The organism is Microbacterium sp. CIAB417, from assembly GCF_022788845.1.
Window position 1 is genome coordinate 927,633 of sequence record NZ_JAHZUT010000001.1, and the last position, 13,156, is coordinate 940,788.

The 13,156-nt window shown below is 68.9% G+C and carries 8 protein-coding genes and 1 tRNA gene; 8 read left to right on the forward strand and 1 reads right to left on the reverse strand.

Going from position 1 to position 13,156, the window contains the following annotated elements:
• Positions 1-9 precede the first annotated feature (9 nt).
• From lgt to KYX17_RS04605, 7 genes are all read left to right on the forward strand, one after another.
• Positions 10-1,035, forward strand: coding sequence for a prolipoprotein diacylglyceryl transferase (lgt, locus tag KYX17_RS04575; RefSeq protein ID WP_243225683.1), 1,026 nt, complete (start codon positions 10-12; stop codon positions 1,033-1,035).
• A gap of 143 nt (positions 1,036-1,178) precedes the next feature.
• On the forward strand, positions 1,179-5,699 hold the full coding sequence (gene gltB / locus KYX17_RS04580) for a glutamate synthase large subunit (protein WP_243226176.1): 4,521 nt from the start codon (positions 1,179-1,181) through the stop codon (positions 5,697-5,699).
• Positions 5,692-7,158, forward strand: coding sequence for a glutamate synthase subunit beta (locus KYX17_RS04585; RefSeq protein WP_243225684.1), 1,467 nt, complete (start codon positions 5,692-5,694; stop codon positions 7,156-7,158). Before gltB ends, KYX17_RS04585 begins: the two co-directional genes overlap by 8 nt.
• A 53-nt stretch (positions 7,159-7,211) precedes the next feature.
• Complete coding sequence (pyk, locus tag KYX17_RS04590; RefSeq protein ID WP_243225685.1) at positions 7,212-8,660, forward strand: pyruvate kinase; 1,449 nt, start codon at positions 7,212-7,214, stop codon at positions 8,658-8,660.
• A gap of 107 nt (positions 8,661-8,767) precedes the next feature.
• Positions 8,768-8,850, forward strand: a tRNA-Leu gene (locus tag KYX17_RS04595).
• Positions 8,851-8,869: 19 nt separating this feature from the next.
• Positions 8,870-9,496 carry an ANTAR domain-containing response regulator gene (locus tag KYX17_RS04600; RefSeq protein ID WP_243225686.1) on the forward strand — a complete coding sequence of 209 codons (627 nt, stop codon included), beginning with the start codon at positions 8,870-8,872 and terminating at the stop codon, positions 9,494-9,496.
• A complete protein-coding gene (locus KYX17_RS04605; RefSeq protein WP_243226177.1) occupies positions 9,493-10,032 on the forward strand; it encodes a GNAT family N-acetyltransferase in 540 nt (179 codons plus the stop codon). Before KYX17_RS04600 ends, KYX17_RS04605 begins: the two co-directional genes overlap by 4 nt.
• Before the next feature lie 8 nt (positions 10,033-10,040).
• On the opposite strand, the gene KYX17_RS04610 is transcribed toward KYX17_RS04605, so the two are convergent.
• Positions 10,041-10,412, reverse strand: coding sequence for a hotdog fold thioesterase (locus KYX17_RS04610; protein WP_243226178.1), 372 nt, complete (start codon positions 10,410-10,412; stop codon positions 10,041-10,043).
• Positions 10,413-10,508: 96 nt separating this feature from the next.
• Here KYX17_RS04610 and polA point away from each other — a divergent pair, with 96 nt between their 5' ends.
• A complete protein-coding gene (gene polA / locus KYX17_RS04615; RefSeq protein WP_243225687.1) occupies positions 10,509-13,142 on the forward strand; it encodes a DNA polymerase I in 2,634 nt (877 codons plus the stop codon).
• Positions 13,143-13,156: the final 14 nt, after the last annotated feature.

Consider the following 13,156-nt stretch of genomic DNA (forward strand, 5'->3'; position numbering starts at 1 on the left):
ATCGCACTCATGTCCCTCGCGCTCTCCAGCACCCTGACCGGCGTGCTCACCAGCATCCCGAGCCCGCCCAGCAACACCTTCTCGCTCGGGCCGCTGACGATCCACTACTACGCGCTCTGCATCATCGCCGGCATCATCGTCGCCGTGCTGATGACGAACCACCGCCTGACCAAGCGCGGCGCGGAGCCGTGGATCGTGATCGACATCGCGATCCTCGCCGTCCCGCTCGCGATCATCGCGGCGCGGTTCTATCACGTGTTCACGCACCCGAACGACTACTTCGGCGAGGGCATCAACACCTGGAACCCGTTCCAGCCCGGGTCTATCTGGGCGATCTGGGAGGGCGGCATCGCCATCTACGGCGCCCTCATCGGCGGGGCCGTCGGCGCCTGGCTCGGCTGCCGCTGGACGAAGATCCGGTTCTGGAGCTTCGCCGACGCGCTGGCTCCAGGGCTCCTGCTCGCGCAGGCGCTCGGCCGCTTCGGGAACTGGTTCAACCACGAGCTCTTCGGCCTGCCGACCGATCTGCCCTGGGGGCTGGAGATCGAGTCCGACAACCCTGCCTTCCCGCCGGGGCTCGCCGAGGGCACCCTGTTCCACCCGACGTTCCTCTACGAGATCATCTGGAACGGGCTGGGCGTCGTCGTGCTCCTGTGGCTGGGGCGCAAGCTGTTCTTCCAGTGGGGCAAGCTCTTCGCGATGTATCTCATCTGGTACAGCGCCGGACGCATCGTGTGGGAGTCGATCCGCATCGACCCGAGCGAGATCATCCTGGGTCTGCGCAGCAACGTCTGGGCGGCGATCATCGGCGTCGTCGTCGGCATCGTCATCATCATCGTCCAGACCCGCCGTCACCCGGGTCTGGAGCCCTCGGTGTACCTCCCCGGCCACAGCCGGAAGGACGTCGACGCTGATGTACAATCGCAGGACAATCCCTCTGACTTCGTGGACGTGAGCGAGCCTCCGGCAGACGAAGTCACCGCAGGAGCCACCGCCACAAGCACCGCTCCCACGAGCGAGGACGGCACCCGATAAGCCGCCTCGCGGCGGGAGATCCATAGCACTGAACGAGCGGGCCGACGTCGTCCCCGGTGTCACTTTGAACTATCTGAGGACGGTAACTGGTGTACTTCCAGCCTCCCTACGGCGCCTCCGGCGCCTACCCCCCGAAGCAGGGCATGTACAACCCGGCGTTCGAGAAGGACGCCTGTGGCCTCGCCATGGTCGCCACGCTCCGCGGCACGGCAGGTCACGACATCATCCAGCAGGCCCTCGAGGCTCTGCGCAACCTGGAGCACCGCGGTGCGATCGGCTCTGACGCCGGCACCGGAGACGGAGCCGGCATCCTGACTCAGATGCCGGACGAATTCCTCCGCGCCGTGACCGAGTTCGACCTCCCTCCGGTCGGCGAGTACGCCGCCGGACTCGCGTTCCTCCCGCTGCACGCTGGGGAGCGCCGCACGCAGAAGGCGGGCGTCGAGAAGATCGCCCGCGAAGAGGGCCTCACGGTCCTCGGCTGGCGCGTGGTCCCCACGGCCAACGAGCACCTCGGCAAGCTCGCCGACGAGGCGCGCCCCGCCTTCGAGCAGCTCTTCGTGTCCCGTCCGGCGACCGTCGACGCCCCCGCGCTGTCGGGGATCGAGCTCGACCGCCTCGCCTACCGGCTCCGCAAGCGCGCCGGACACGAGATCGGCGCCTACTTCGTCTCGCTCTCCAGCCGTACGCTCGGCTACAAGGGCATGGTGACGACGCTGCAGCTCGAGCCGTTCTACCCGGACCTGCAGGACGAGCGTTTCGCGAGCGAGCTCGCCGTCGTCCACTCGCGCTACTCCACCAACACCTTCCCGTCGTGGCCGCTCGCGCAGCCGCTGCGGATGCTCGCCCACAACGGCGAGATCAACACCGTCGGCGGCAACCGCAACTGGATGCGGGCACGCCAGTCGCAGCTCGAATCCGAGCTCCTCGGCGATGTGCGTCCGCTCCTGCCCATCTGCACGGACGGCGCCAGCGACTCGGCATCGTTCGACGAGGTCCTCGAGCTGCTCACGCTCACCGGCCGCAGCCTGCCGCACGCCATCCTGATGATGGTCCCCGAGGCCTACGAGAAGCAGACCGACATCACGCCGGAGCTGCGCGCGTTCTACGAGTACCACGCCAACCAGATGGAGCCGTGGGACGGCCCGGCGGCCCTGATCTTCACCGACGGCACGCTCGTCGGCGCCACGCTCGACCGCAACGGCCTGCGCCCGGGGCGCTGGACGGAGACCACCGACGGCCTGGTCGTCATCGGGTCCGAGACCGGAGTGCTCGAGTTCGAGCCCGAGCGCATCAAGCGCCGCGGCCGGCTGCAGCCCGGCAAGATGTTCGTCGTCGACACGGCCGCGGGACGCATCGTCGAGGACGCCGAGATCAAGGAGCGCCTCGCGAACCTGCACCCGTGGCAGGAATGGCTGGACGCGGGAGCCGTGCGCCTCGCCGATCTGCCCGAGCGCGAGCACATCGTGCATCCCCCGGCCTCCATCACGCGCCGCCAGCGCACGTTCGGGTACACCGAGGAGGAGGTGCGGATCCTTCTGACCCCGATGGGTCAGAACGGCGTGGAGCCGCTCGGCGCCATGGGCTCCGACACCCCGATCGCCGTGCTCAGCGAGCGTCCGCGCCTGCTCTTCGACTACTTCACCCAGCAGTTCGCGCAGGTGACCAACCCGCCGCTGGACTCGATCCGCGAGGAGGTCGTGACGAGTCTCAGGCTCGGCATCGGCCCGGAGCGCAATCTCCTGGACTGGGGTCCGGAGCACGCCAGGACCGTCACCCTCGACTTCCCGGTGATCGACAATGACGAGCTGGCCAAGATCCGCCACATTGACAAGGCCATGCCCGGCCGGTCCTCCGTGACCATCCGCGGCCTGTACCACTTCGACGCCGGACCCCAGTCGCTGCCGGACCGCATCGGGGAGATGTGCGCCGAGGTGGACGCCGCGATCGAGGAGGGCGCGGAGTTCGTCATCCTGTCCGACCGCGACTCGAACAAGGACCTCGTCCCGATCCCGTCGCTGCTCATGGTCTCGGCCATCCACCACCACCTCATCCGGCGCGAGAACCGCATGAAGGTGGGGCTCATCGTCGAGGCCGGCGACGTCCGCGAGGTGCACCACGTCGCCACCCTCATCGGCTACGGCGCGTCCGCGGTCAACCCGTACCTCGCCATGGAGACGGTCGAGCACCTCGTCCGCACCGGTTTCATCACGGGCATCTCGCCCGAGAAGGCGGTGAAGAACCTCATCTACGCGCTCGGCAAGGGCGTACTGAAGATCATGTCCAAGATGGGCATCTCCACGGTGTCGTCCTACGCGGGCGCCCAGGTGTTCGAGGCCGTCGGGCTCAGCCAGGAGTTCGTGGACGCCTACTTCACCGGAACCGAGACCAAGCTCGGCGGGATCGGCATCGACGAGGTCTACACCGAGAACCAGGCGCGTCACGATTACGCCTACCCCGAGGACGCCGCGGCCCGCGCCCACGAGCGCCTCTGGACCGGTGGCGAGTACCAGTGGCGTCGCGACGGATCTCCCCACCTGTTCAACCCGGAGACGGTGTTCCGCCTGCAGCACTCGACGCGCACGCGGCGGTACGACATCTTCCGCGAGTACACCAAGCTCGTCGACGACCAGGCCGCGGAGCTGAAGACCCTGCGCGGGCTCTTCTCGCTGCGCACGGGCCTGCGTCCCGCGGTGCCGCTGGACGAGGTCGAGCCGGTCAGCGAGATCGTCAAGCGCTTCTCGACCGGGGCCATGAGCTACGGCTCGATCTCCCGGGAGGCGCACGAGACGCTCGCCATCGCGATGAACCGCATCGGCGGCAAGTCGAATACCGGCGAGGGCGGCGAGGATCCGGATCGCCTCGTCGACCCGGAACGGCGCAGCGCCATCAAGCAGGTCGCGTCCGGCCGCTTCGGCGTCACGAGCCAGTACCTCACCGAGTCCGACGACATCCAGATCAAGCTGGCCCAGGGCGCGAAGCCCGGTGAGGGCGGCCAGCTGCCCCCGGGCAAGGTGTACCCGTGGGTGGCGCGCACACGCCACGCGACCGCCGGCGTCGGGCTCATCTCGCCGCCGCCGCACCACGACATCTACTCGATCGAGGACCTCAAGCAGCTGATCTTCGATCTGAAGCGCGCGAACCCGGATGCTCGCATCCACACCAAGCTCGTCAGCCAGTCCGGCATCGGCGCGGTCTCCGCAGGCGTCGCGAAGGCGCTCAGCGACGTGATCCTCGTCTCCGGACACGACGGGGGGACGGGTGCGAGCCCCCTGAACTCGCTCAAGCACGCCGGCACGCCGTGGGAGCTGGGCCTCGCGGAGACGCAGCAGACGCTCATGCTCAACGGCATGCGCGACCGCGTCGTGGTGCAGGTCGACGGGCAGCTCAAGACCGGCCGCGACGTGATCATCGGCGCACTGCTGGGCGCCGAGGAGTTCGGGTTCGCGACCGCCCCGCTCGTCGTGAGCGGATGCATCATGATGCGCGTGTGCCACCTGGACACCTGTCCGGTCGGCGTCGCGACGCAGAACCCCGTTCTGCGCGAGCGCTTCACCGGCAAGCCCGAGTTCGTCGTGAACTTCATGGAGTTCATCGCCGAGGAGGTGCGCGAGATCCTCGCCGAGCTGGGCTTCCGCTCGCTCGACGAGATCATCGGGCGCAGCGACCTCATCGAGACGAACGCCGCGATCGAGCACTGGAAGGCCGACGGGCTCGATCTGTCGTCGGTGCTGGACGGCCCGGTGTTCCCGGCATCCGAACCGCGTCGCAGCGGGCGGGAGCAGGACCACGAGCTCGACGAGCACTTCGACGTCCAGCTCATCGAGATGGCGCAGGACGCTCTTCGTGACGGCTCTCCCGTCCTCATCGAGCTGCCGATCCGCAACACGGAGCGCGCGGTCGGCACCATGCTGGGCCACGAGGTCACCTCGCGCTACGGCGCCGCAGGCCTCGCCCGCGAGACCATCGACGTCACCCTGACCGGCACCGCCGGCCAGTCGCTGGGCGCTTTCCTGCCGGCGGGCATCGCGCTCCACCTCGAGGGGGACGCCAACGACTACGTCGGCAAGGGGCTCTCCGGCGGCGACATCACGATCCGTCCGTCTCGCGGCGCGACGATCCTGCCGCAGGAGAACGTGATCGCCGGCAACGTGATCGGCTACGGCGCCACCAGCGGGACGATGTTCATCTCGGGCGTGGTCGGGGAGCGGTTCCTGGTGCGCAACTCGGGAGCGACGGCGGTGGTCGAGGGCGTGGGCGACCACGCCCTGGAGTACATGACCGGCGGTCTCGCCGTGATCCTCGGCACCACGGGCCGCAATCTCGGAGCCGGCATGTCCGGCGGCATCGCGTACGTGCACGCGCTGCGCACAGACAAGGTGAACGCGCAGTCGCGCGAGAGCGGAGAGCTGCGGCTGGAGCCGCTCGACCGCGCCGACCTCGAGGTGCTCAGGAGCCTGCTCACCGAGCACCACGAGCGCACGGCATCCCCCCTGGCGGCAGAGATGCTCGCCGACTTCGACACCGTGGCGGGCGAGTTCGTCAAGGTACTTCCGCGGGACTTCGCCGCGGTTCAGAACATGCGCCAGGAGGCGGAGGAGGCCGGGCTCGACCCGGACGGCGACGTCATCTGGAACCGGATCCTGGAGGTGACCGGTGGCTGACCCCAAGGGCTTTCTGAAGGTGACGGAGCGCGAGCTTCCCGCTCGTCGCCCCGTCCCGGTCCGGATCATGGACTGGAAAGAGGTCTACGAGCCCGGCGACCAGGCCGTGCTGCGCCGTCAGGCCGGCCGGTGCATGGACTGCGGCGTGCCGTTCTGCCACTCCGGATGCCCGCTGGGCAACCTGATCCCGGAGTGGAACGACCTCACGTGGCGCGGCGAGGGCAGATCGGCGATCGAGCGGCTGCACGCCACGAACAACTTCCCGGAGTTCACCGGGCGGCTGTGCCCGGCGCCCTGCGAGAGCTCGTGCGTGCTCGGCATCAACCAGCCGGCCGTGACGATCAAGCAGATCGAGGTCTCGATCGCGGATGAGGCCTTCGCCCACGGATGGGTCGAGGCCGAGCCGCCGGAGCGCCTCACCGGCAAGACGGTCGCGGTCGTCGGATCGGGCCCCGCCGGCCTCGCTGCCGCTCAGCAGCTGACGCGCGCCGGTCACACGGTCGCCGTGTTCGAGCGGGACGACCGCATCGGAGGACTCCTGCGCTACGGCATCCCCGACTTCAAGATGGAGAAGAGCCACGTCGAGGCCCGTCTCCGTCAGATGCAGGAGGAGGGCACCCGGTTCCGCGCCGGCGTCGAGATCGGCAAGGACATCAGCTGGGCGGATCTGCGCGCCCGCTATGACGCCGTCGTCGTCGCGACGGGCGCGACCGTGCCGCGCGATCTGCCGATCCCCGGGCGCGACCTGGACGGCGTGCACTTCGCGATGGAGTACCTCGTCGAGTCCAACCGCGCCGTCGCCGGCGACAAGGTCCCCAACCAGATCACCGCCGAGGGCAAGCACGTCGTCGTCATCGGCGGAGGCGACACCGGCGCCGACTGCATCGGCACGGCGCACCGCCAGGGCGCGCTCAGCGTCACGAACCTCGCGATCGGCCGCCAGCCGGGCGCGGGACGCCCCGACCACCAGCCGTGGCCGATGATGCCGACCGTGTTCGAGGTCTCGTCCGCGCACGAGGAGGGCGGCGAGCGGGTCTACCTCGCCTCGACCGTCGAGTTCCTCTCCAACGACGCCGGAGAGGTCCGCGCCCTGCGCGTGGCGGAGACCGAGTTCGTGGACGGACGCCGCGTGCCCAAGAGCGGCACCGAGCGGGAGATCCCCGCCGACCTCGTCCTCATCGCGATGGGCTTCACCGGCCCCGAGCAGGACGGATTCGACGAGGAGACGCGTCCGCAGGTCACCGACCGCGGCGCCTTCCAGCGCGACGACTCCTACGAGTCGACCGTTCCCGGCGTGTTCGTGGCCGGTGACGCGGGCCGCGGCCAGTCGCTCATCGTGTGGGCGATCGCCGAGGGCCGGGCGGCCGCAGCGAGCGTCGACCGCTTCCTGATGGGCGAGACGGTGCTGCCCGCGCCGGTGCGTCCCACGGATGTCGCGATCGGCCTGCAGCCCGCGTAGGCTGACGGGGGCACCGTCGCCAGTTCCGTTCCTCTCTACCCTGGAGATTTCTGTTGAGACGCGCGAAAATCGTCGCCACACTCGGCCCCGCCACCAGTTCCTATGAGAACGTGCGAGCCATCATCGAAGCCGGCGTGGACGTCGCCCGGCTGAACCTCAGCCATGGCGACTACTCCGTTCACGACGCCAACTACGCGAACGTGCGCCGTGCGGCGGACGACGCGGGGCGCGCCGTGGCCGTGCTGGTCGATCTGCAGGGTCCGAAGATCCGCCTGGGCAGGTTCGAGGCCGGTCCCTACGAGCTCGAGGTCGGTGACATCTTCAAGATCACCACCGAGGACATCATCGGCAACCGCGAGATCTGCGGCACCACGTTCAAGGGCCTGCCCCAGGACGTCAAGCCCGGCGACTTCCTGCTGATCGACGACGGCAAGGTGCGCGTCGAGGTCGTCGAGACCGACGGGACCGTCGTCACGACCAAGGTGATCGTCGCCGGCGCCGTGTCGAACAACAAGGGGATCAACCTTCCCGGTGTGGCCGTCAACGTCCCCGCCCTCAGCGAGAAGGACGAGGCGGATCTCCGCTGGGGCCTGCGCACCGGCGCCGACCTCATCGCTCTGTCGTTCGTGCGCAACGCGGCCGACGTGGAGCGCGTGCACGAGATCATGGCCGAAGAGGGTGTGAGGGTCCCGGTCATCGCCAAGATCGAGAAGCCGCAGGCCGTCGATGCGCTCGAGGAGATCGTCGACGCGTTCGACGGCATCATGGTCGCCCGCGGCGACCTGGGTGTCGAGTTGCCGCTCGAGGCCGTGCCGATCGTGCAGAAGCGCGCCGTGGAGCTCGCGCGCCGCAACGCCAAGCCGGTCATCGTGGCGACGCAGATGCTCGAGTCGATGATCTCGAGCCCCGTTCCGACCCGCGCCGAGACGAGCGACGTCGCCAACGCCGTCCTCGACGGCGCCGACGCGGTCATGCTGTCCGGCGAGACGAGCGTGGGGGAGTACCCGATCGTCGTCGTCGAGACGATGGCGCGCATCATCGCGTCGACGGAGGAGCACGGGCTCGAACGCATCGCGCCGCTGACGACCAAGCCCAAGACGCAGGGCGGGGCGATCACGCTCGCCGCCCTCGAGGTCGCCGACTTCGTCGAGGCCAAGTACCTGTGCGTGTTCACGCAGTCCGGGGACTCCGCGCGCCGCCTTTCGCGGCTGCGCTCGCGCATCCCGATGATCGCGTTCACGCCGGAGCCCGGCATCCGTCGCCGCATGGCGCTGACCTGGGGCCTGCGCTCGACGCTCGTCGACGTCGTCCAGCACACCGACCTGATGTTCCACCAGGTCGACGACTACCTGCTCACGAACGGCCTGGCCGTCGAGGGCGACAAGGTCGTGGTGATCTCCGGATCCCCTCCCGGGATCGTCGGCTCCACCAACGATATCCGCGTCCACAAGGTCGGGGATGCCGTCGGCGGCGCGGCTCCGATCTACAAGAACGGGGCCTGAGGCTCCGTAACCGATGATGCGCGCCGCAGCGCCCGAGGGGGCTCCGGCGCGCATCATCGCGTTCCGCGCGCGTGGGTTCCGAGGCGCGTGCGCTAAAGTCGATCCGGGCCGGCGTGGCGGAATGGCAGACGCGGAGCACTCAAAATGCTTTGTCCGAAAGGGCGTGTGGGTTCAAGTCCCACCGCCGGCACAGAAGGACCCCTACTAGAATGGGAATCGTGACCGAAGAACAGGCTGAACAGTCCACGGCATCCGCTCCGCGACGCGTCGTCGTCGCGGAAGACGAATCGCTGATCCGTCTCGACATCGTGGAGATCCTCCGCGACAACGGATTCGACGTCGTGGGCGAGGCCGGAGACGGCGAGACGGCGGTCGCACTCGCGACCGAGCTGCGTCCGGATCTGGTCATCATGGACGTCAAGATGCCGCAGCTGGACGGCATCAGCGCCGCCGAGAAGCTGCACAAGGGCAACATCGCCCCGGTCGTCCTCCTGACCGCGTTCAGCCAGAAGGAGCTCGTCGAGCGCGCGAGCGAAGCGGGCGCCCTGGCGTACGTCGTGAAGCCGTTCACGCCGAACGACCTGCTGCCGGCCATCGAGATCGCGCTGGCTCGTCACGAGCAGATCATCACGCTCGAGGCCGAGGTCGCCGACATGGTCGAGCGCTTCGAGACCCGCAAGCTCGTCGACCGCGCCAAGGGGCTGCTCAACGAGAAGATGGGGCTGTCCGAGCCCGAGGCGTTCCGCTGGATCCAGAAGGCGTCCATGGACCGTCGCCTGACGATGCAGGACGTCGCGAAGGCGATCATCGAGCAGCTCGCCCCGAAGAAGTCCTGATCGACCTCGGAGGCGGCATCCTGCTGCGGCCGCTCGAGCCGGGCGACGCCGCGGCTCTGGCGGAGGCCTTCGCGCGCAACCGCGCGCACCTGGCCCCCTGGGATCCCGAGCGCACCGAGGACTTCTTCACCTCAGCGGAGCAGGCGCGGCTGATCGAGCTGCTGCTCGCCGAGCGGGATGCCGGGCGCAGCGCCCCGTTCGTACTGGCTCGTCCGGAGGACGGGGCGGTCGTCGGCCGTGCGAACCTGAGCAACATCGTGCGCGGAGCGTTCCACAGCGCCGACCTGGGGTACTGGATCGACGCCTCACTGGCCGGTCGAGGACTGATGACCCGCGCGGTCACCGAGATGCGCCGTCATGCGGCGAGGGAACTGAAGCTGCACCGGCTGCAGGCCTCCACGCTGCTGCACAATCACGCCTCGCAGCGGGTGCTCGCCGCCAACGGCTTCGAGCGCATCGGCATGGCGCCGAAGTACCTGCACATCGCGGGGGAGTGGCAGGACCACTACCTGTTCCAGCGGATCCTCTCCGACTGATCGTCGCGTCAGTCGGGCAGGTCCTTGATCATGTTCGTGATCCGGATGGTCGAGCAGCGCCGGCCGCGGTCGTCCGAGACGACGATCTCGTGGACCGTGATGCTGCGCCCCAGATGGATCGGCGTGCACACTCCCGTGACGACCCCGGAGGTCGCCGAACGGGTGTGGGTGGCGTTGATGTCGACGCCGACCGCGAGCCGTCCAGGACCCGCGTGGAGGTTGGCGGCCATCGACCCGAGCGACTCGCCGAGCACGACGTAGGCGCCGCCGTGCACGAGTCCCACCGGCTGCGTGTTGCCCTCGACGGGCATCGTCGCGACCGCGCGGTCGATCCCGAACTCGGTGAACTCGATCCCCATCTTCTCGGCCAGGGCGCCCATGCCTCGCGCCGTCGCCCACTCGAGGCCGTTCGTCTGGATGCTGTCGCTCACCGATCCTCCTCAGCACGTGTCTGTCGTCCTCGTTAGGCTGACAGGGTGACGGACTCCGCAAAGCCTACCCTCATGGTCGTCGACGGCCATTCGCTCGCCTACCGCGCCTTCTTCGCCCTCCCCGTGGAGAACTTCACCACGAAGGACAACCAGCACACGAACGCGATCTACGGCTTCCTGTCGATGTTCGTGAACCTCATCAAGGCCGAGCGTCCGACGCATCTGGCGGTCGCCTTCGACACCTCTCGGCATTCGTTCCGCACGGACGAGTACCCCGAGTACAAGGCGACCCGCTCCGAGACGCCGCAGGAGTTCCGCGGCCAGATCCCGCTGCTGCAGGACTGCCTCGCCGCGATGTCGGTGCCCGTGCTGACGCAGGAGGGCATCGAGGCGGACGACATCCTCGCCACGCTGGCGGCGCAGGGCTCCGTGGACGGCTACGACGTCCTGGTCGTCTCCGGCGACCGCGACACGATCCAGCTCGTGAACGACGAGGTGACCCTGCTCTACCCGTCGGTGCAGGGCGTGTCGCAGCTCAAGCGCTACGACCCGGCCACGGTGCAGGAGCGCTACGGCGTCCGCCCCGAGCAGTATCCCGACATCGCCGCGCTCGTCGGCGAGACGAGCGACAATCTCCCCGGTGTTCCGAAGGTCGGAGAGAAGACCGCCGTGAAGTGGCTCACCCAGTTCGGCTCGCTCGACGCTCTGCTGGAGCGCGCCGACGAGATCAAGGGCGTCGTCGGCGGCAACCTCCGCGATCACATCGAGGATGTCCGCCGCAACCGGAAGCTCAACCGGCTGCTCACCGACGTCGCGCTGCCCGTCGCACCCTCCGACCTCGCCGTGCGCCCCATCGACGCGCAGGCGGTGCGCGACATCTTCGCCCGACTCGAGTTCCGCACCCTGCTGCCGCGCGTGTTCGAGGCGGCGGGCAGCGACGCCCCGGTCGAGGATCCAGCGAACGCCGTCGAGCTGCCGTCCCCCCTCGAGGCGACCGCGGCCGACCTCGCCGCGTGGCTTCAGGCCGGCGCGGACGAGACGGCGCTGACGCTCGTCGTCGCGGGCGGGCACGCGACCCGGCTCGGCGTCGCGCGCGGGGACGAGCTGCGCGAGACCGACTGGAACGAGGGCGCAGCCGAGGCTCTCCGAGGCTGGCTGGAATCCGAAGCGCCGAAGGTGCTCCACGATGCGAAGCCCCAGGTCAAGGCTCTGCTGCGCTCCGGCATCCGGCTGGGCGGGCTGGCCTACGACACGAGCCTGGCCGGCTGGCTGCTGCGCCCGAGCTTCCCCGACAAGACCCTCGGCAACCTCGTCGAGCGATACCTCGGCGAGAAGCTTCCCGAGGCCGACCCCACGCAGCTCGTCCCCGAGACCGACGGCGCGACACCCTCCCAGGAGGCGTGGTTCACACTCCGCACGACCGCCGCGCTGCGCGCCGACCTGCCTGAGGCGGTGGGATCCGTGCTCACCGACATCGAGCTGCCGACCCTGCTGACTCTCGCCGACATGGAGCTCGCCGGCGTCGCGGTTTCGCACGACGTGCTGTCCACGTTCTCCGCCGAGCTCGGCGCGCGGGCCGACGCGATCGCCCAGCAGGCCTTCACGACGATCGGGCACGAGGTCAACCTGGGCTCTCCCAAGCAGCTCCAGGAGGTGCTGTTCGAGGAGCTCCAGCTGCCGAAGACCCGCAAGACGAAGACCGGCTACTCCACGGATGCCGCGTCGCTGGCGGACATCCAGGAGAAGAGTCCCCATCCGTTCCTCGAGCAGCTGTCGCAGCACCGGGAGGCGACGAAGCTGCGTCAGATCATCGAGTCGCTGGACACCGCGATCAAGGACGACCATCGCATCCACACCACCTACGTGCAGACCGGCAGCCAGACCGGACGGCTCTCCAGCACGGACCCGAATCTGCAGAACATCCCGGTGCGCACTGAGGAGTCACGGCGCATCCGCAGCGCCTTCGAGGTGGGCGAGGGCTACGAGACGCTCCTGACGGCGGACTATTCGCAGATCGAGATGCGCATCATGGCGCACCTGTCGGGTGACGAGGGGCTCATCGAGGCCTTCAACAGCGGCGAGGATCTGCACCGGTTCGTCGGCGCGCGCGTTTTCGGCGTCGACCCCTCGGACGTCACGGCCGCGATGCGCACCAAGGTCAAGGCGATGTCCTACGGTCTCGTGTACGGGCTGAGCGCCTTCGGCCTGTCCAAGCAGCTGCGGATCGAGCAGACCGAGGCCAAGCAGCTCATGCTGGAGTACTTCGCTCGCTTCGGCGCGGTGCGCGACTATCTGCGGGCATCCGTGCTCGCGGCCAAGGAGGTCGGGTACACCGAGACGATCTTCGGCCGTCGCCGCCCGTTCCCCGACCTCACGAGCCCGAATCGCGTGCTGCGCGAGAACGCGGAGCGAGCGGCGCTCAACGCGTCGATCCAGGGCAGTGCGGCCGACATCATGAAGATCGCGCTGTTCCGCATCCACGACGATCTCGTCGCCGCCGGTCTGCGCTCACGGGTCCTCCTCCAGATCCACGACGAGCTCGTGGTCGAGGTCGGCCCGGGGGAGTGGGATGCCGCGGAGGAGATCGTGCGCACCCGGATGGCCGGGGCCGCCGAGCTGTCGGTGCCCCTTGACGTGCAGGTGGGGCGCGGCCGGGACTGGAACGAGGCGGCGCACTAGGCAGCAGGCGGCGC